This window comes from Parabacteroides sp. CH2-D42-20 (assembly GCF_003670185.1).
Taxonomy (GTDB): domain Bacteria; phylum Bacteroidota; class Bacteroidia; order Bacteroidales; family Tannerellaceae; genus Parabacteroides; species Parabacteroides distasonis.
In genome coordinates this window covers 379,379-400,477 of the sequence record NZ_RAYG01000001.1, presented here as the reverse complement: position 1 = coordinate 400,477, position 21,099 = coordinate 379,379, and the positions used below count along the sequence as shown (strand labels likewise).

15 protein-coding genes and 2 pseudogenes are annotated in these 21,099 nt (G+C 43.3%); 8 read left to right on the top strand and 9 right to left on the bottom strand.

Translation table 11 applies throughout. From position 1 onward, the window contains the following. Positions 1 to 333 precede the first annotated feature (333 nt). The 9 genes from D7V92_RS01520 to D7V92_RS01480 form a co-directional block, all read right to left on the bottom strand. Positions 334 to 1,164 carry a hypothetical protein gene (locus D7V92_RS01520; RefSeq protein WP_036616326.1) on the bottom strand — a complete coding sequence of 277 codons (831 nt, stop codon included), beginning with the start codon at positions 1,162 to 1,164 and terminating at the stop codon, positions 334 to 336. A 20-nt stretch (positions 1,165 to 1,184) separates the two neighbouring features. Further along, positions 1,185 to 2,879 carry a RagB/SusD family nutrient uptake outer membrane protein gene (locus D7V92_RS01515; protein WP_121772126.1) on the bottom strand — a complete coding sequence of 565 codons (1,695 nt, stop codon included), beginning with the start codon at positions 2,877 to 2,879 and terminating at the stop codon, positions 1,185 to 1,187. Positions 2,880 to 2,889: 10 nt separating this feature from the next. Then, the gene (locus D7V92_RS01510) at positions 2,890 to 6,054 is read right to left on the bottom strand and encodes a TonB-dependent receptor (protein WP_036616320.1); all 3,165 of its coding nucleotides are present in this window, start codon (positions 6,052 to 6,054) and stop codon (positions 2,890 to 2,892) included. A 109-nt stretch (positions 6,055 to 6,163) separates the two neighbouring features. After that, on the bottom strand, positions 6,164 to 9,223 hold the full coding sequence (locus D7V92_RS01505; RefSeq protein WP_121772125.1) for a malectin domain-containing carbohydrate-binding protein: 3,060 nt from the start codon (positions 9,221 to 9,223) through the stop codon (positions 6,164 to 6,166). Positions 9,224 to 9,233: 10 nt separating this feature from the next. Next, complete coding sequence (locus tag D7V92_RS01500) at positions 9,234 to 10,343, bottom strand: glycosyl hydrolase (protein ID WP_036651693.1); 1,110 nt, start codon at positions 10,341 to 10,343, stop codon at positions 9,234 to 9,236. A 1-nt stretch (position 10,344) separates the two neighbouring features. Then, on the bottom strand, positions 10,345 to 11,025 hold the full coding sequence (locus D7V92_RS01495) for a vitamin B12 dependent-methionine synthase activation domain-containing protein (RefSeq protein ID WP_121772124.1): 681 nt from the start codon (positions 11,023 to 11,025) through the stop codon (positions 10,345 to 10,347). Continuing rightward, a complete protein-coding gene (locus tag D7V92_RS01490; RefSeq protein ID WP_121772123.1) occupies positions 11,022 to 11,660 on the bottom strand; it encodes a corrinoid protein in 639 nt (212 codons plus the stop codon). Before D7V92_RS01490 ends, D7V92_RS01495 begins: the two co-directional genes overlap by 4 nt. Positions 11,661 to 11,679: 19 nt before the next feature. Further along, positions 11,680 to 12,690 (bottom strand): methylcobamide--CoM methyltransferase, encoded by a 1,011-nt coding sequence (locus tag D7V92_RS01485; protein WP_036616308.1) that lies wholly within the window; start codon positions 12,688 to 12,690, stop codon positions 11,680 to 11,682. 5 nt (positions 12,691 to 12,695) lie between these two features. Further along, positions 12,696 to 13,949, bottom strand: a complete 1,254-nt coding sequence (locus D7V92_RS01480) for a uroporphyrinogen decarboxylase family protein (RefSeq protein WP_121772139.1) — start codon at positions 13,947 to 13,949, stop codon at positions 12,696 to 12,698. 123 nt (positions 13,950 to 14,072) lie between these two features. Here D7V92_RS01480 and D7V92_RS01475 point away from each other — a divergent pair, with 123 nt between their 5' ends. The 8 genes and pseudogenes from D7V92_RS01475 (at position 14,073) to D7V92_RS01450 (ending at position 20,995) form a co-directional block, all read left to right on the top strand. Beyond that, positions 14,073 to 14,966 (top strand): AraC family transcriptional regulator, encoded by an 894-nt coding sequence (locus D7V92_RS01475; RefSeq protein ID WP_036616302.1) that lies wholly within the window; start codon positions 14,073 to 14,075, stop codon positions 14,964 to 14,966. Positions 14,967 to 15,082: 116 nt separating this feature from the next. Next, complete coding sequence (locus D7V92_RS01470) at positions 15,083 to 15,568, top strand: energy transducer TonB (RefSeq protein ID WP_036616290.1); 486 nt, start codon at positions 15,083 to 15,085, stop codon at positions 15,566 to 15,568. Positions 15,569 to 15,683: 115 nt separating this feature from the next. Then, complete coding sequence (locus D7V92_RS01465; protein WP_005859967.1) at positions 15,684 to 16,046, top strand: BlaI/MecI/CopY family transcriptional regulator; 363 nt, start codon at positions 15,684 to 15,686, stop codon at positions 16,044 to 16,046. A gap of 17 nt (positions 16,047 to 16,063) precedes the next feature. Further along, positions 16,064 to 17,230 (top strand): annotated as a pseudogene (locus tag D7V92_RS22690) (carboxypeptidase-like regulatory domain-containing protein); the annotation flags it as partial. Beyond that, a pseudogene (locus D7V92_RS22685) lies at positions 17,228 to 17,536 on the top strand (energy transducer TonB); the annotation flags it as partial. The pseudogenes D7V92_RS22690 and D7V92_RS22685, both read left to right, overlap by 3 nt. Before the next feature lie 60 nt (positions 17,537 to 17,596). After that, positions 17,597 to 17,887: an energy transducer TonB gene (locus tag D7V92_RS22680; protein ID WP_369974676.1), complete on the top strand. Its 291-nt coding sequence runs from the start codon at positions 17,597 to 17,599 to the stop codon at positions 17,885 to 17,887. A 56-nt stretch (positions 17,888 to 17,943) separates the two neighbouring features. After that, a complete protein-coding gene (locus D7V92_RS01455) occupies positions 17,944 to 19,806 on the top strand; it encodes a tetratricopeptide repeat protein (RefSeq protein WP_057328441.1) in 1,863 nt (620 codons plus the stop codon). Between the two features lie 31 nt (positions 19,807 to 19,837). After that, positions 19,838 to 20,995, top strand: a complete 1,158-nt coding sequence (locus D7V92_RS01450) for a 6-bladed beta-propeller (RefSeq protein WP_057326100.1) — start codon at positions 19,838 to 19,840, stop codon at positions 20,993 to 20,995. Positions 20,996 to 21,099 lie beyond the last annotated feature (104 nt).

Genomic DNA, 21,099 nt, shown 5'->3' with positions numbered 1-21,099 from the left:
ATAGAAAGTATGATTAGTATTAATAGTAATGCAGAATACTATGGATGCTAATTGACTCCCATACAGATATATTTTTATTATATGCTGATTATCTGAAATATAAATAATAATCTTTACATATTAGACTTATTGTTTTTTTTAAGAGATTAAATTTAATGCGATTGCCCATGGTTTATGGTTATGAAACAAAGTGTTCTCAAAGTCGAAACAGGATGTTTATGGGTATGGAACAACGGGAATGTCTAAAGAGGAAATCTTTGGCAATTGTAATAGGTTGATAATGTGTATATGAAAAAGAGATGAGGAACAAATATCCCTCATCTCTTTTTTAATTCATTGAGCTTTGAACTTCCAATACCAGCAACGGCCACCAGGGCTGATGCCCTGTTCCGGATATGCCAGAACGAGGTGGTCTTTATCTAAGAGCATAACTTCGAATTGATGTATGGTTGTGTTCCCTTCATTGGGAGATATGCCATGCATGACAGTCGCCTCATTGATCTTGATTAAAGCCGTAGACCATTCCGCCGTGTTATACCCGTTAGGTATGCTTCGGCTGAGATCTAGGCTGAAACTTCCTTTTTCCACGATGGTACCGTTGGCTTTTTTCTTGGTGAAATTAGCTCCTCCATTTAGATCAAACGTGATACTTTGGGCGAAATCTTCCGGAAATTTACTTTCCATATCCTCTGCGGAGAGGCCGGACCACATGGGAGCGATGTCGTATAAGTAACCGCCATCTCCCCATATAAGCCCTTCGTTGTCCCAAACCCATGTTTTACCTTCTTTCTCCGTTCCCGCTAAAAGCGCCCATTCCGGTGCGAGCGCATGATCGATTCTGTCGATCTTTACGGTACGTGTAGTCGTTACGGTTCCTCCGGCGCAAAGTCCCGTGAAGGTGATTTTGTGTTCTCCAAGGAAAGGAAGTAATACGGTATCCCTTTGCCGGACAGAAGTACTTACGATATAATCCCAAAAGCTTCCCACTTGCGGGGTCTCGTTAGACATTACGACTTGATTACCTCCCTCTGTTGTCGTGTATACCTCGATTCTCAGGTCACTTTCCGCTACTACCGAACCCATTTCCATACGATCGGTTATGGGTTCACATGCGATGAAAAATACGCATATTAGCAGGCATATATGAAATAAATAGTTTTTCATGTTCAATTGATTTTAATGGTTTATTTATACATAATGTTTCCTCCGGACCACCCGGGTGTTTGCTCCAATACCCCGTTGGATAAATCGATTTGAGTCTGAGGAATAGGCATGAATCCTCCGGTTTCCTCTATACGTTTGACGAAATCGCCGAAGTTACTTTTTGTCTTGATGCCACTATTCGTGATATCGATACCGTTTTGCCTGTTCAAGGCTTCGCCGGCTATGCCCCAACGGAGGAGATCATGATAACGCAAGCCCTCAAAGGCGAGTTCCCATCGTCGTTCGTTCCGTAGTGTCTCGTCCGTGTAAGTGGCTTTAGGCTTTAGACCTGAGCGCTCACGTACCCGATTTATATAAGAGACATCTTTCTTTAACTCAGCATTCATCAATAAGACATCGGCGAAACGGATTATCACGATATCTTGTGTATTATCAAGTTGGAAATCCGCCTTTCGTCCGTACATGAATACGCTATAGTTGGCGATAGTGCCGTCTGTGCCTTTGGCGTTGATCGGTATGTATTTCTTTTGCCAGAAACCGGTCAATTCCATCTCTTTCCCATCGCTGCTGTTTATCATGATATTTTCATCCGGACTTTTTGAGTCTATGATAGAGCCGGCACGACGTATATCTGTCGGTTCCTCTCTTTCCCACGATTCCCATAGATCGGGGTTTACGGGACCTGCTCCCCAGCCTTGCCCGAATGGGAAACAATTCGCATAATCGCTTTGGGAACGGATTCCGAAATATAGGTTCATCTGGTTTGAGTAGCAGATGTTTGTACTCCAGTCCGCTAAAGTTGAGAACTTGATCGCGAATATAGTCTCGTTATTAGCGCCGGTTTCCTCTACCCATCGTAAGTTATTATCGTTAGCGTATTTATAGTCCGGAGTTGTAAGTCTGTTGCTATAAGGCCATAAATTACGGAAATCACCGATCAAGCCGTGTCCGCTATTTGCGATACAATCATCCAGCCAATCTGTCACTTGTTGTTTTGCGATACTTCCCCCGTCATTTAAAGGCAACACCTCTTTCTTATAATACCCGCTATAGAATAAATATACTCTGGCTATCAATGCTTCTGCGGCCCATTTGGTGGCATGCCCTAATTCCGGAGCGGAGAAAGAACCGAACGGAGAGGCGGGGAGAAGTTCGATGGCCGTTTTTAAATCAGTGGCTATCTGTGCGTAAAGCTCATCTGCTTGCGCTCTAGGATTATTTACAGGGTCTGTTTCTATGATCAAGGGAACCGTACCGAATATACGACATAATTCGAAATAGAAATAAGCGCGTAGGAAGTGAGCCTCTCCTAAGATTTGTTTCTTCTGCCCTTCAGATTCCCACCCGTTTACAAGATCTAACGTTCCGATTAGCGTGTTACAACGGAATATTCCGGTGTAATTCTGTTTCCATCCGTCGGCAAACATGTTCTCTCCCACTTTTTTCATCTGGTTGACAGCTTGCGTGTCACTATCACCTTCTCCGGCACCTCCGAAACGATCGTCAGAAAGTAATTCCGCCAGATAGAAAGACTTCTGCGAGGGTAATCCGTAAGGCAATATCGAATAACAACCGGCTAATGCGGACTCGGCGTCTTTGGGCGAACTTGGAAAGTTTGAGGTATCTTTTTTAGTCAGATTGTCGACTTCCAAAATACTGTCGCAACTTGTTAATAAAACAAGGACTATCTGAAGTAAATAAATAATCTTTTTCATATCTTTTTTCTTAGAATTTTAGATTAACACCAACCATATATGTACGAGGAGCGGGATAGAATCCTACATCGATACCGGAAGACCACTGGCTATTATCCTCTCCGGAATGTCCTACTTCGGGATCCATTCCTGAGTATCCGGTGATCGTGAACAAATTCTGGGCCGTTACATACAAACGAGCCTGTTGGAGAGGCAACTTGGTAAATAGCTTTTTGAAATCATACCCTAGGGTGATATTTTGCAAGCGAAGATAGTCACCATTCTCTATATAGATATCGGAGATATATTGCCAGTTCGTATGCGTACCGGAGGTTAGGCGAGGAAGTCTGTTAGATGTTCCTTCTCCATGCCAACGTTCAAAAATATCGGTCGTATAGTTTTCCAAAGGGCTGTCTCCGGCGGAACGGTATGATTTGGCGATCTGGTTGCCAAATACCCCGTTGGCGGTGATGGCCAGATCAAATCCTTTGTAACCGAAATTCAAGGAAAGACCTAGGTTAACATCCGGGTTCGGGTCTCCGATCATGCAACGGTCGTCTTCTGTGATGCTTCCATCTCCGTTCGTGTCTTGGAATATCAAGTCGCCGGGTGCTGTTCCCGCTAGTTTAGCGCCTTGATAAGCATTGATTTCCGTCTCGTTCTGGAATACGCCCAATGTCTTATATCCGTAGAAGTAACCGATTGGATATCCAACTTGTGCCCTGTACATTTCGGGAGCTCCGTTGCTCAATACATAAGGATCTCCATGAATGATACCTTCCGTGTTAGCGATTTTTGTAACCTCATTCTTGTTTCTTGAAATATTCAAGTTCGCTCCATAGGTGAAATCTCCTACTTGGTCGTTCCAGTTTAATGCGATCTCAAAACCTCTGTTGCGTACGTCACCTCCGTTCACGAAGGGGGCATTGGCTCCATAAGTATCCAAGATAGGGGCTTGAACCAACCAATCCTTGGTCGCTTTGTTATACCAGTCGAAAGAGATTCCCATCCGGCCATTGAGCAAGCGGGCATCTACGCCAAGGTCTAATTGCTCGGAGGTTTCCCATGTAACGTCCTTATTCGGCAAGATATCCGGGTATGCTCCGGATACGGGAATATCCTTGTTTGAGCCGAAGAAATATTGGGAATTACTGAAAGAGATGGTCGCTAGATATTGGAACGGATCGATATCTGCGTTACCATTTTGTCCCCAGCTTGCACGTACTTTCAAGAAGTCTAGCCAATTCTTGGTGGATTCCATGAATGCCTCATTGGATAGTACCCAACCCGCCGATACGGAAGGGAAATATCCCCATCGGTTTCCTTTGGCGAAGTTGGAGGATGCGTCTGCTCGCATAACGATTGTGGCCAAATAAGTTTCCTTATAATTATAGTTGACACGGCCAAATACGGATACAATGCCCAATTTCCTTAAAGGAGATCCGCCTAACGTGGTCTTACCTGGTGTTATGATGGTCGTATTATCCAAATAGGCGTGATACAGATCGGAGAAGATCGAGTTTACATTTGAGCCATTCATCTCTTCTCCCATGCCTCTTTTTTCTACGGATTGTCCGACTAAGACATCGATATTGTGTTGTTTCGCTACGTTGAACGAGTAGTTCAACGTGTTTTCCCAAGTCCAATCGGTACCCGTGGAAAGGTTTTGACTGACTTTGTTCTCTTTGTTGAACGTATTCATTGACAAATCATACTCAGGCGTAAATGAGCGGTATGAACTTGTATAGCTATTCAAACCGAAATTACTTCTGAACTTAAGTCCTTTGATCGGTTGTATCTCCAAGTAAGCGTTCGCACGTAAGTTCTTGTTCTTTGTGATGTTCTGTCCTCTCCCATATTCCATGACTGCTACCGGATTTGCCTCATATACATTCCAGGGGATTGAGTAATGATAATCTCCGTTTTCGTCATTCATTGGAAGGAATGGGCTTGCGACCATCATACTATGGATATCATTCCAGTGTATATTGCCGATTCCGATTCCGGAATTCTCTTTATACGTGAAAATCAGGTTTTCCCCGAATTTGATAATATCCAAATTATTGCGTTTGAATAACGTATGTTCCGTATTCAGGCGGAATGTATAACGATCGTATTTGGGAGCTACCGGTTTTCCTAAGATACCGTCTTGGGTCGTATAGGAAATACCCGCAGAGTAAATAGATTGCTCTGTGCCACCGGTGATATTTAGGGCATGGTTTTGTGTCAACGCATTTTTATTGCGTATCTCTTCCAGCCAATTTGTCCCGTTCCATTTCCCACTTTGGATCTTGTCCCAATCGGGTACTAATGCGGCGAAGTCATAAGCGGGTAAGCCGTCATTCATGCGAGACTCGTTCATAATGGTCGAGTATTCTTGGGCGTTTAATAACGGAGCCATTTTATATACATTTTGGAATCCTACATATCCGTCGTATGAGATCGTGGCTTTTCCTACCCGTCCTTGCTTAGTTGTGACTAAGATAACCCCATTAGCGGCACGAGAACCATAGATTGCGGCGGAAGCGGCATCTTTTAAAACGTCGATGGATTCGATATCCGCAGGGTTCAAGTTATTGATATCTCCACCAGTAACTCCATCGATGATATATAATGGAGCAGATGAACCAGTGGTACCTAAACCTCTGATCGTGACTTTGAATCCTTCACCCGGCATACCGGACGTTTGTGTAATGTTCACACCTGGAGTCTGACTCTGTAAGGCACCTAAGGCGCTTACCGTGTTTAACCGTTGGATATCGTCTCCTTTTACTTGTACGGTGGCGCCGGTGACTAACTTTTTCTTTTGTACGCCATATCCTACCACTACCACCTCATCCAATGCTTGGGAGTCTTCTTTCAATACGATCTGATAATCAGTCTTTCCGGACTGTATCTTAATTTGCTGGTTCATGTATCCGATATAGGATACTTCCAGTAAACAATTTTCCGGGGCTGTCAACTCGAAATTACCGTCCAGATCGGTTACCGTTCCATTGGTTGTTCCTTTCTGCACTACGTTTACACCAATTAAAGGCATACCGTCTGTTCCTGATATAACAGAGCCTTTAATTCTCCTATTGTTTTGTGCTGTGACTTGCATGCTTATTGAAAGCGCTACAAACATCATGAACACGAATTGTACAAACCGCTGTTGTCGTTTGTACTTACGAATCAAACCTTTTTCTTCTTCCATAAGAATTAGTTGTTTATAGATTAACATGAATAATAATACGTGAATATCCCCTTATAACACCATTTTGTAATGATGCTAAATAATTGTGTACCTTATATGTCGTTTAAAATCAGAAAGCCATGATTACATTGTTTATAGTAGGTGCGGAAGCTGGGTAATTTATGGAATTTCCAGCTTCTTCTACGGTTACATAGTATTCTAATCCATTGAGAGAGACCGATGGCATTGTGAGGCTATATGTATTTCTCGCTATCAATTCCATCTCTGCGGACCGAAAATCTCTTTCTCCGATTTGCCTATATTTTAATACAGGTATGCTTGTTTTACCAGAAGATAAGATGATTGTTTTAAGGATCATTTTCTCATCTTTCTCTATAAGGGAACGTTCCGTCAATAAGATAATCCGGGTCGGGCCCTTGTATTGAGTTGACAGCCCGGCTTCTTTAGGCAGGGCAGCCCCAGTATAACGCTGGATCATATCGTCGTGTTTATCCAGAAAATGATTTCCTGCTCTTGATAATTGCTCCAAATTGGCGACTGTCCCTAACTCACCGGGAGTATAGACAGTTTGTAACAGGTAGCCCATCATCTCTTCCCATTCTCTGGACATCTGGATGCGGATAGGGAGTATTTCCTTTTGGACAAACTGTTTGCGCTGTTTCGCATTTGTCATATTCTCGGCCTTTTCCATCGCTTGATCCAATAGGCCCCGTGTACATCCGAGTTTCGCCATAGCCTTGGTATAGTTGAAGGTATTAACCCAGTAATTGAAACGGTCAATATTTCCTTTCCCATTGACTTTAGATCCGAGTCGTGCGAAATGATCGACGAAAGCATATTTCTGTTTTTCCTTATCCCATGGAGCTTGGTTCGGCATGACTGCGCCTGGCCCGGAATTGGATACCCAATTAGCCGGACGAGGTATTTTCACGTTATCATTGCCACCGTTTCCATAAAAACCATCCACAGAGACAAATATAGCGGCTGCGCTATCTGCGATTTCTTTACCAAATTCACCAGTGGCATAGTCTTTATAAAAACTAAAGGCTTCCATGTCACGGGGTTGGCTGGATTCCATGCCTGTTCCTTCCGGTAAGTCTGCCTCATAATCTTTATAAGCGATACCACCGGCATTGATAGCCCGCTTAAAATATTCTCCTTTTACTTGGTTGACGTCCTCCGTTTTTCCTTCAATTATAATACCGGAAATGAAAGGGTTTTCCACCTCTACATTAAAATCGATATTTAGAACACCATCCTTTACGGCAATGGGTTTCGTCTTGATCTCATAAGCCGTGTCTTTTCCCACTTTCGCGAATACGTCAAGGTGGGTGGCTACCGCTTCTCCTTCTACGTTTACCCCGAAGACACGTTTTCCTTGCTGGTTGTATACATTCTCACAGAATTGTAGAGTGACGGTATACACGCCATTAGGCACCTTCACCAAGTAACTTTCCATATCATAGCAAAGCGAGTTAAAAACGGGACTGTCTTTTGTCCCTTTGATTATTCGTCCGTCATCCGCATTTACTTTACCTTGTATGCGTACATCCTCGGTTTGTACGGGAGTCTCTATATAAGGTTTCCCGAAATTAGGATTCCAGTCTTTCTGGCTCCATGAGGCTTCTGCTAATGCCCGTACATTAGGGGCGATGGAACGGGTACGCCAATGAATACCAATCAATCCGTTACAATTATAATCTAATGCCTCCGCTGCGTCAGCTCGCATACGTCCGACCCAGAATTGGGGAATTGTCATCCGGGGATCTTCCTCTAACCAAGGTATGGCCCATTTCGGCCTGTCAGTCTTGATCTTATAGAACCCTCTTTCTATGCGATCTTGTCCCCACATACGGCTAATACAACTGATCGGGGAACGTGCGGGAATGATCTGGTCAAATCCACTTCTGTTTTGTGGGGGCCCCAATACCCATCCGCTTAATGCCAGCTCAAACGGATAGTTCATATCCGCTAATACACTATTAGCGATCTTGATGTCGTTAATAGTTTGCTGCACGACCTTATTTGTGGGATTTCCCCAAGTCCATGATTCTGGTGTCCATAACCAATAATAATCTAATGAATGTGTCTGAGTGATACGGTTGAAGATGCCTTCATAGAGCATGCGAGTGGCATCCTCACTTTCTGGATTTATCCCTTGCCTCTTTAATTCGGATCTCACCATTTGTGGGATAGTCAAAGGAGTTTCCGTACCCATGCAGAATTTCAAGCCAAATTGATGACCGAAGTCGAAGGCGGAGGATAATAATTTTCCGGTCCGTTCGAATAATAAGCACATGCTATCCGGCGTAGTAGGGAAAGGTTCGGTTCCTTTTAAGATATCGGCGCCGTATACTTCCCTATCATATAGCAAGGATGCTCCCGAAGAGAATTGGCTGGTCGTTAAAGGAGCGTATCCCCAATGTCCGGGCCTTTGCGTGTTTGCGAATGTTGCTGGATATGATTTGGCTACCTTGGCACTGTCTTGTATATCTTTTTTAAGACCGATCCAGACGCTAGGCTCCGCATGAGGGCCTCCTTCTGGGTAAGTGTGTAATCCGAAGAAATTCATCCTTAATTTTGTCAACTGGGAAAAATAGGCTTTATAGTCATCTTCATTCCACCAGTCCGGTCCTTCCGGAAAATCATGGAAAGGTAATATCCCGCGTGTGCTGAATAAAGGAGAGTTGAGTTCTTCCTTAAAATGGGTCAGTGAACCTGTATAAGGTTCATCCGGAATAACATCTCCATGTAAATAAAAGCGAACGCCTAACAATTCCGCATATCTGTAAGCGCCATATAGGGTCGCTACATCGGAACCGCCAATGATAAATAAGCGGTTGTCTTGACTAAATATACGGAAATCCTCTTTGCCGAGATTGGCGGATCTCTCTTGTATGGCTTGTGGTACATTAGGCATATCCTCGATATTGACTATGATGATCGAGTTTGCGGAACAATCCGATAAATCGGACTCTGTATGAATCGTTGGTATTAAGCCTGTCCGCTGGTAGATATATTTCTTAATCTCCCTGGTTCCTAACTCCGTTAAAGGGGATGGATTCCTGAGAGAGCAAATGGTTGGCACTTTTTGTTCGCTACATGACACGAATAAGATCAATGTAAGCATAATGAGCCAACTTCCTGTTTTCCTTGTATTCTTTTTCATACGAATATTGTTATTTCAGTTTGTAAGTTTTTCCAATAAAATCAATCTCATCAAGTGTGATGGTACGAGGATTATCATAGATAGCCTTTACGTCTTTTGCAGAGTTATATTGGTCTATATAATATCCCCAACACATAAACCACGTATATGGCTGATCTTTATATTGTTCATTTGTCGGCATCTCACCTATTTCACCTAAAGCCACGATTTTACCTTTTCCTAATGAGACAAGTTCATCGTAAGTCTCTTGAGTATATTCCCTGCGATAAACGTCGGTGGCTAATAGGTCGACATACTCGGTGCCCGGGAAAAAATCAACATATGAGGGGACCCATTGACTGATAGCGCTTGCGTTCCATACCCACAAAAGATTATTCAGTTTATGATAATGGGTGAAATAGTCATACATCATAATCCATAACTTCTTGTAACCATTTTCACCGGGATGGCCCCCCCACCAGAACCAGCTTCCGTTCATCTCATGATAAGGACGCCATAGAACAGGGATACCTAAATCCCGCAATTGTTTGAGATAGGAAGCGATTCGATCGGCTTGACGTTGCCACGCCTTATGCAAGAAGGTGCCGGGAGTGGTTAACTCTTCCCATGCCTCATCCGGTATCCGGTTTTCTCCAGTCCAGATAGATGATCCATCGCATTCATCGCCATCCGTAGGGAAACATGCGTGCCACATTAACGTGATGATCCGTCCTTGTTTATATTGTTGAATCGCCTCTGCTATCATGTCCGCACGTAGGCTTGAGTCCCTGCGATTATTGAAAGAGAAAGGCTTATAAGGTGTACTAAGATTCATCGGTCCGCAATGCTGATAATTCTGGGCGCTATCACCTTTTACATTAAAGCTGAAATCAGAACCCCATAGTACGGGGGTTTTTCCTGTCACTTTCCGGACTGCGTTTTCATATAGATTTAAATCGCTTACGAAATTATGTTGTCCGGACAGCGTATAATGTTTAGCCTGTATGGTATAGAGAAATTCCAGTAATTGGTAAGCCTCTTTCGATGCCTTGGGATTGACTGGGATATGTTTTTGCCCAAATAAGCTAAATGAGCAAGAGATAAACATTAGTATGTGATATAATACAATAGATCGTCTCATATTAATTCTTTCTTTTGTTTTTTCGAAAGCAAGTTTGTAATTCACATATTTGGCAACCGTATCGTTTAGTCTGTACCTCCTTTCCAATTCCAATAAATCCGCTGATAGACTTTATAGGAGACATCATGCAGCTATCGGAAAGTTGAATGCCTAGAATGTTATCCGGTAATAAGGAGAACAGCTTTCGTTGTTCAGTGACATTCCATCCGCAGTACCCCGGACTAAAACGGTTGGTGTGTTTTAGTCCTTTCTCGATTTTTTGTTCGAGCTGGATTTCTAGATAATCACCGGCCTTTTCTACTAAGCAGCTCCCTATGGAATCAGTAATGAAGAGAGCTGCCCAATCGTCTTTTTGGGAGATACTTTTGCTCCAACGTTCGAATCCCCTTCCTGCCGTGGCGACAAAAACAGCTATTTGTTCAGCCCGTTTCATCAAACTCGCTATTGTCTTTCCTGTTTGAAAATTCATTTTTTGTATACTGATTGAATCCTGCTGTATTTCTGCGGCTAATGTGGATAAGTACCCTGAGACAATAACATCTTCCGGAATTCCAGCCAATAATTCTCTTGTCAGGATTTTCACGGATTCGTCTGGTTCATGTGTACCATACCCCATAGCCTCGTAAATTTCTTCTTTACGGAGACTAAGAGAGGAAGCCGGGAGCTCAAATGAGTATATCATGATAACGCGATTAATTTTTTTGCTAAGACAACGGCTGCATTAGCATTATCGCTATATCCGTCGGCACCTATTTCCAACGCGTATTGTTCCGTGATAGGAGCACCGCCGATCATGACCTTGACTTTCTGGCGTAGTCCGGAAATCTCCAGAGCCTTAATGACCTCTCTCATATAGTTCATGGTCGTGGTAAGCAAAGCGGACATGCATATAATATTGGCGTGATGTTCCTCTACGGCTTTCACGAATTTTTCCGATGAGATATCAACACCCAGATTTATAACCTCGAAACCACATCCTTCGAACATGGAGGCAACAAGGTTTTTCCCGATATCATGTAAATCTCCTTTTACCGTGCCGATGACGATCTTGCCGGGGGATCTGTTTGTCTCTGTCGCCAAATAGGGCTTTAATAAGTCTAAGGAACCTTTCATGGCTCGTGCGGCCATCAATAGTTCGGGCACAAATGCTTTTCCGTTCTCAAACCGGGTTCCTATTTCCTCCATAGCCTTTACCATATATTCGTTAATGATAACTTGTGGCTCGATACCTTCTTCGATCGCCTTTTGAGTCGTACTGATCGCTAAAGGCAGTTTGCCCGTCACTATGGCCGTATGTAATTCTTGTAGTTCTACCATTTTCATTTCGATTTATAGATTAATTGTTATTGTATTCTTCCAAGGCTTGATAAAAAGCGTCGATATTATTTGCGGGTACTAAAGGGGGAATATCGCATCCGGATGATAAAATGAAGTTCGGATATGCCGCGGTCTCTTCCAGCAAAGTCCGGGTAGCCTCATAGACTTGTTTGGGGGTGGACATCTTAAAGATACCTACAGGGTCCAGATTTCCCATGACAAGTACATCTTTCGGGCATTTCTCTAAAGTTTCTGTCATACATGCCTTATTACCGAAATGGTAAGCGTTCGCCCCGGATTCAAGCATCGCTTCCGTGCAATGACCCGTATTTCCGCAGTTATGCAGGACGACTATAAAATCTTTATCTTGTACCGCCTCTACCACCTTCTTGATATAGACGGATGAAAATTCCCTGCAATCCGCATTCGATAATAAGCCGGCGGCAGGCTCTGCCATGATAACTCCGTTTACGCCAGTATCTTTTAGGGCCATGCAATATTGAATGATAAATTGCGTACACTTATCTAATAATAAACGAATGACATCCGGTTCTATATAAATAGACATCATGATTTCTGTCATATCGAATAATCTGCCCGCAAGAGAATAAGGACCGATACAACCTGCGAGAATCGGTTTGTCTTGAATCTTTTCGGCTGTCAATCTATTTGCCTTTAAATATTCAGGAATGCGACCGTTGTTTAAAGATGGAATCCTCAATTGAGTTACGGAGTCGATATCGTATACCAGACGTCCGATCACGGAAGGAACTTCATTTTCGGTAAAGCGTATTTCCGATCCAAAGGCTTCTGCTTCAACCGTCAGATCCATGATGACAGTAGCTGCGGCTGATGGATATTTCTCATTTAAGGCTATTATGGCTTTCGAATGTGTTTCTCCATCCGTAACCGCTTGCAGAATGCTCTTATTGATCATTTCTATGCCGGGGTGAGTCATTATGGGAATAGCGATCCTGCTTTTTTCCTGTATGATTTCATTCGCCCATTTATTCATATTTATTAGTTTCATTGTGCTTAATTATTTATGGATGATAAAGCTTCTATCATTGCGATGACATTTTCTACCGGAACATTCGCTTGGATGTTATGAACTGAATTGAAAATGAACCCGCCATCTTGTCCCAAAATGTCGCATTGACGTAATACATGATCATATACCTCCTTCGGAGAAGCATAAGGAAGAATTCTTTGTGTATCGATTCCTCCTCCCCAGAATGTAAGTTTGGAACCAAATTCTTTTTTGAGGAATGTCGGGTCCATGTTTTTCGCGTTTATTTGTACGGGGTTGATAATATCGAAGCCGGCTTCGATAATACCCGGAAGGATGGGGACGATGGCACCACATGAATGCTTGAATACTTTCCAGGTCGTATGTGTATGGATCCAGTCGTTCATACGCTTATAATGAGGTAACCATAATTCATTGAAAGTATCGATTGAGCAGAATTGCGAATCCTGACAACCGAAATCTGTGCCGCAAGTAAAAACCACATCCACTTTATCGCCAACCGTATCCCATATTTTCTTATAGTTCTCGATCGCTATCGTGATTTGCCGGTCAAAAACAGTATGGATATACTCTTGTCTCATCATCGTGGAGATATACCATTCTGAGACACTTCGGATCCCATGCGGATTTTTTAGTCCCATACCGGGAATAAATGCTACGTCACCTAATGCGGTGCCCCCAAAACCTGCTACCACAGCTTTCCCGGTTGAGGAGGCTTGTTCCACTTCCTGCTTGATCCATGCTAAATCCTTATCAGACAGAAGCCCGTACTCCTCTAAATTGTCAGATGGATTTAACTGCTCTTCAATGATAGGTTGTTGCCTTTCTATCGCATTGATGAAATAACATTGGGCGGGCATAATGGCGCTTGGTGGATAATTCGTGTCACCTTCCGCATATATATAAACATCGCCTTCCTTATCCGTAGCTAAATTTATGGGGTGGGCGATCATCACTCGTTGTCCCCAAGGGGTAATTTGCTCATGGAATTCCGATGCGTCGTTATTGAATATATCTTTAGGACCGGATACTCCGATCGTATCAATACCGATAATCTCTTGAAGTTCCTCGTCAATTTCTCCCAACATCTGGAAAGGATCTATAATTTTTACGGGCTTTTCTCGTAACCCGTAATGTTTGCGTAATTCCTCTACAATCCGGCAATGCATGCCTGTGACGGTTGTCGCCCCAAAATCTACCGGGATTCCATCTGTCGTTTGATGGTTTATTGCCTTTCGTATTTTATTTTTTGAGTTCATGATATTGTGATTAAGTTGATATCGCAAATGTATGGCTTCTCTATTGGCATAAAAATAGATGAAAACAACCTCTGGAATGGACAATTATTGCTTTCTTTGTGACGAATAGGAAAGGAGATATATATGATTCAGCGTGCGTTAGGTTTTCCGGGAGAGAGGTTTATTTATCTTCCGTTAGAGTTGTTGGATAGGATTAAGGATAGTCCATTAACCGGGGATTTATATGTGTATTCATTGGGCTTTTTCTCCCGTGCCTTACATCATTATATAAATCGCCCGACAGGTTGCGAACAGTATATTCTTATTTATTGTACGGAAGGAGAGGGATGGATAATTCTTAACGGAAAGAAGTATACTTTGACCGCTAATCAATTCATTATACTTCCTCCTTGCATCCAACATAGTTATGGTGCCTCTGATATATCGCCGTGGAGTATCTACTGGATACATTTTTTAGGCGACAAGGCTCCCTTGTATTCGAAGAAGTTTTATGTTCCTACTTCTATCACTCCTTCGGATACCTCTCGGATAGAGGAACGGATCAAATTGTTTGATGAGATTTATATGATCTTGAAAAATGGTTTTTCTCAGGAGAATTTGAATTATGCGAACGTTTGCTTCGCTCATTTCTTAGCTACGTTCCTATATCTGGAACAGTATCGAAACGGGAGATCTCCCAGTGAGTATGCGGAAAGCATTATCAATCGTGCGACATATTATATGAACGAGAACCTGAATAAGAAATTAACGGTCGATGATCTGGCGGCGTATGTAGGCTATTCGCCCTCCTATTTTTATCGTAAGTTCGTGAAGGAGACCGGATATGCCCCTATGGACTACTTTATGAGGATGAAAATTAATAGCGCCTGTTTATACCTTATAAAGACCGATCTGAGGATTAATCAGATAGCTTATATGTTGGGTTTTACGGATGCCTATTATTTTACTCGTGTGTTTACGAAAATAATCGGTATTTCCCCTTCGGATTTCAGGAAAGAGAATTTTCAGTTTAAATAGCTCTATATTGAATTTTTTGTTTGGGTTTAATGTTAATTAACTGCCTTTAGAATATAGACGTACGAATATTTCGTAAGTTTGCGAAGGTTAAGTAATAACTTTAAAACTGATTGAAAATGAAAAAGGCAATTATGAACACAATGATCATCCTGTTCGCTTTGGCGATGTGTGTAGGATGTGGGCAGTCTTCGGAACAAAAAGAAGACAGTGTACCGACAGATGTTGCAAAGGAAAAAGAGCAAGTGCAGGTACAAGCGGAGGACGAAGATACGCTGGAAAATGGAGAGCAGGTATTTAGGGTGGTAGAGGTGATGCCGAAGTTTCCCGGCGGTGATGCGGAGCTTTTGAAATTTATAGCCAAGAATGTAAAGTATCCACAAGAGAGCCAAGAGAAAGGGGAGCAAGGCCGTGTGATTTGTTCGTTTGTGGTAACGAAGGATGGAACGCTTACGAATTACAAGGTCCTTAGAGGAATCTCCCCGGCATTAGACCAAGAGGCGGTTCGGGTCTTGCAAATGATGCCTCGTTGGACACCGGGCACCCAAAAAGGCGAGCCGGTAGCCGTGAAATATACGGTGCCGATCACATTTAAGTTGCAATAATTCACGATTGCAGGTCTTGTGATTCTTATTTAATGTTAATTAACGTGCCTTCCGCATGCTGTTTACGACTATTTCGTAGCTTTGTAGATATACATTAAATAAAAGGATAAGATTTATGGAGAAGCTAACGATGCAGGAAGAAGAGGCGATGCGCTGGATTTGGCGGATCGGTCCTTGTTTTGTGAAAGATGTGCTGGCCAAATACGAGGACCCGAAACCTCCTTATACGACGCTCGCTTCCGTGATCAAGAATCTGGAGCGAAAGAAGTACGTGAAGGCGAAACGTTATGGAAATACGTATGAATACCGTCCTTTGATAGAGGAAACGGAATATAAACGTACGTTCCTTGGCGGCGTGGTAACGAATTATTTCGCTAACTCGTATAAAGAAATGGTTTCTTTCTTTGCGAAAGATCAGAAAATCTCTACGGATGATCTAAAGGATATCATCGATTTGATTGAGAAAGGAAAAGAATAACCTAAATCCCACATACCATGACACCGGAATTTGCCTACTTATTGAAGGTAAATGTAGCCTTTGTACTCTTTTACGCCTTCTACCGGTTGTTCTTCTATAAGGACACGTTCTTCAAGCTACGTCGTGCGATCTTGCTGGCGTTCTTTGGCTTGGCTCTGTTTTATCCTTTGCTGAACATCCAAGATTGGGTAAGGCAACAAGAGCCTATAGCGGACGTGATTTATATGTATTCCGCTATGTTGCCTGAGGCGACGGCGAAAGCGGATGCCGCGGCGTCCGTGGATTGGTATGGATGGTTGCTGGGATCTTTGGGGTTTATTTATTGGGGGATCGTAGCGTTCTTATGCGGACGTTTTCTCGTGCAATTAAGCAGTATCTTATGGTTGGCTCATACCTGTGAGCGTGTTGTTATTCATAAAACTCCGGTTTATGCGTTGCGGAAGGCCGCCGGGCCATTCTCCTTTTTCCGTATGGTCTTCTTGCATCCGGAGAGTCATTCGGATAAGGAAACGGATGAGATATTGACACATGAATGTACGCACGTATCCCAATGGCACTCGATTGACGTGATCTTGAGCGAGATGATGTGTATGGCTTGCTGGTTCAATCCTTTTGTATGGTTATTGAAGCGTGAGGTTAGGCATAATCTGGAGTATCTGGCGGATAACACGGTGATCCAGTCCGGTTACGATAGTAAGAGCTATCAATACCATTTATTGGGATTGGCTCATCATCAGTCCGTTACTACTTTGTATAATAGTTTCAATGTGCTGCATCTGAAGAACCGGATTATGATGATGAACAAGAAGCGGAGCCCGGGTATCGTACGTACGAAATATCTGATATTTATTCCATTGGTAGGGATCTTGATGCTGTTAAGTAATATCGAGGCGGTAGCGCGTTTGACTGTCCGTCTGGCGAATGAGGCTACGGTCTCGAACGCTATGGTGACGGCTACGGGCATTCTGGTTGATGAGACCGGGCAGCCTTTGATCGGGGCATCAGTTGTGGTGAAGGGCGGTAAAGAGGGGACTATCACGGATAGGAAAGGGGCTTTCTCTTTGGAGGTTCCTGCGAATGCGATTTTGCGATGCAGCTATCAAGGAAGGGAGTCCCAAGAGGTCTTGGCTGCTGATATGACAAATAATACCCATTTGTCCTTATCTTCCAAATCCCGTGAGATGAACGAGCAAGTATTTACCGTGGTAGAGAAGATGCCTAGTTTTCCGGGTGGGGATGCGGAGTTGTTGAAATACATAGCCACGAATATAAAGTATCCGAAAGAGAGTCAGGATAACGGGGAGCAAGGGCGTGTAATCTGCTCGTTTATCGTCGGGCGTGATGGTTCCGTCAATAATCCGGAGGTGCTTCGGGGAGTGACTCCTTTATTGAATGAGGAGGCCGTAAGGGTAATAAACACTATGCCTCGCTGGAATCCGGGAATGCAACGTGGAAAGGCGGTCGCCGTGAAATATACGGTCCCGATTACGTTCCGTTTGAAAAGTCCGGTAGTAGAAACGAAGGAAGAGACTTTGACGGTAGTGGACGTGATGCCGCAATATCCCGGAGGGGATCATGAATTATTAAAGTTTATCGCTCAAAGCATAAAGTATCCGACGGATGCGCAGGAAGCGGGAGTGCAAGGTCGTGTGATCTGTTCGTTTGTGGTAGATAAGAAAGGAAATATCGTGGAACCTAAAATCATACGGGGAATAGATCCCTCCTTGGATGCGGAAGCTTTGCGAGTCATCGGAATGATGCCCCGGTGGACTCCCGGTCGTCAGGACGGAAAGGCGGTCCGCGTCTTATATACGGTGCCTATTACTTTCCGGTTACAGTGAAATAAGAATAGAGGCTATGTTGGTCGCTTAATCAGTAATCTTAAAAATATACAGATATGAATGCGAAATGTAATTTAGTTACAGTTCTGTTACTTTGTTGCCTTATTTTTCCCGGGAATGCTCAAGAGTTTAATTGGCAAGACTTGGTGAACCGTAAGCAATATGCGGCTGTGATCGCTCATGCTGATAGCCTTACACTAGCTGATTCTTCGAATTATGAGATTATGAACGCTATCGGGCAGGCTTATGAGGGTATGCTTCGGTATCAGAAGGCTTATGACTATTACCGTCTTTGCTTTTCTATGGATACGACGAACTTGGATATCTTAAACATCTTGGCTCGGACGGCGACGAACTTAGGCCGTGCGGAGGATGCCGAGCGATATTTTCATCAGGTATTATCCGCCGATAGCTCGAACTTCTACGCTAATTATCAGTTGGCACGTCTGTATTTCCAATTGGGGGAGTATGAGAAAGCAGTTGATGCCTATGAGAAATTGCAAGCTCAGAATGAGGATAATACTGTCTTATACCGTGCGATTGGCGATTGCTATACTCGAATGGAACAATATCCTTCTGCTACGACCGCTTATTTTCAGGCGTATAACTTGAATCGTGAGAATGCGGGGTTGGCGGTTGCGTTAGTGAATTCATTGTATCGGATGGGGGCTAGTAGCCCGGATTATATATCGGAAGGAATAGCGATTTGCGATACCGCCTTGTTTTATAATCCCGGGAATCGTCAATTATTGCGTAGTAAAGGATTGGGGCTATATATCGTGAAACAATTTGTTCAGGCGGATTCTGTCTATTCCAGTTTGTTGGCTGATGGTGATTCCACCTACCTTACCTTGAAATATGGGGGAGCCTCGAAGTATTATGCCGGTCTGTATATGCCCTCGGTAGATATCTTGGATATGGCATATGAGCAGGATACGACCTCGGTCGAGGTATGCCTCTTATTGGGTTCCGCCTTGGGTAAGACGTATGACCGGAAACGGGCTTACGATTTATTTGACCGGGCGGAAAAGGGATTGGAGCCCAATCGTTTCTTGGTAAATCAATTATTGGCCTTCCGTGCGGAGACTTACCAAAAAGACGGGAGATACAAGGAAGCGTCCCGTCTCTACTATGAGGCATGGAAGAAGAATCCGGAACGACTGGATTTCCTAGCGGCGATCTCGCATATGTATAGTGAGATTGACGTGTCTAAATTCCAGAGCGAGGAGGATCGCCAGCGAGGTCTTTTTATCTTGGTACTTTATATGAATGAGAGCTTAAAGAAAAAAGCGGACGAGAGGACGATGGTGTTTAGCCGGGCGCTTCTGCAATCCTTCTATGAGGATATGTTTTTCCGTAATGTGGCGGAGGAGACTATGATAGACCCGGATGGGAAAAAGAGCAAGATCTCTATCGTGGATTTGCGTAACCTGATCAATCAATTGCCGGAGGAATCGGAGATGGTCATGGAGATTCGTGCCATGAGCGCCAGAAGCTCGGGTAAGATAGAGGAGGCGGCCCGTCTGCTTTATCGGGCGTGGAAGGTGAAGGGTACTCGTGTAGAATTGCTTCGTGAGATCGCGAACCTATATAGCCATCCGGATATCTCCGGATTCAAGAATGCGGAGGAGCTACAGAGAGGTGTATTCGCTCAAGTGACTTACGCAAAGGAACTGTTGAAAAACGAGTCGGATCTGAGTAACTTGACTTTTACCCGGCCTTTCTTGGAGTCATTAAATTCGGATATGTCCAAACGGGGTATCACGGAGCAAACCATGCTGGCTCCAGATAACCGGAAAAGCCAGCTTTCTATAAATGAACTCCAATCTCTGATCCAACAACTGCCGGAGACATCCGATGAGGTAAAAGAGATGATACGGATGATGAACAAAGAGAAAGCGCTAAAGAGCAAGAAATGACATCGAACGAAAGACTTTAAACATTATGAAAATGAGAAAATTAACTACGAACGCAGTGGCTATGCTGCTCGCTTTAGTCGGATGTATGGGATGTGGCAATCGGTCCGCTTCCTCTGTCGATAACCTTATAAGGGTTGATGTCATGGCCGATTATCCGGAAAAGGAACTGATACTTCAAGACCTCATGGACGTGGAATACATCGCGTTGGAAACCACGGATGATTTTATAACTAAAGGTGCCGTGAAAGCGATCGGAAAGGATATCATGCTGGTGACGAATCGGGGCAGTGATGGGGATATTCTTGTTTTCGATAGAAACGGAAAGGGACTAAGGAAGATAAACCGTTTAGGGCAAAGCGGTGAGGAATACACGCAACTTACAGGGCTTGTCTTGGATGAGGATAACGATGAGATATTCGTCAAGGATAATCCGGCGAGAAAAATAGGTGTCTATGACTTATTGGGAAACTATAAAAGGAGTTTTAAGTTCACGGATACCAGTTATTATAATTATATATTTAATTATGATCGTGATCATTTGATTTGCTATAAGAGTTATCCATCGGAAAAAGGCAAGCGGGAGTGTCATTTGATTATTTCCAAGCAAGATGGCCGTATCATTCATGAGATCCAAATTCCCTCTAAGGGGACTGAGACTCCGGTTGTAACAGAAGGGGAGTTTATCATTACGCCGGAATTTTATCTTACGTTCCCGGATCGGGATAAATGGATACTTGTCAATACATCGTCTGATACCATATTCCATTACTTGCCGGATGGTAATCTGAGTCCTTTTATCGTAAGAAGCCCTTCCATATCCTCCATGGATACTAAAGTATTTCTTTTTCCAACCGTCATCACCGATCGCTACTGTTTCATGAGAACCATGAGAAAAGAGGTTGACTTTACGACGTTTAAAGGTTTCCTTGGTGAAGATCTGGTGTATGATAAACAAGAAAATGCCTTATTCAGCTATATTCTATACAATGATGATTTCATCAATAAGGAAGAAGTCTCTCTAACATCAGAGCCAAGAAACCCCGAAATAGCTATCTGCCAAACTCTAGATGCCCCGGACTTAGTTGAGGCTTACGAGAAAGGCCAGCTAAAAGGAAAGTTGAAGGAGATCGCCGCAAACTTGGATGAAGAGTCGAATCCTGTGGTCATGCTGCTGAAAAAGAAAAAGTAATATATTGCTCCGGCTGCTACCTTGCTGGAAAAAAGTAAGTTGATGGCTATATTATTTTTTGATAAACACGTACATACTTGATTCATAATACGTAAATCGATTTT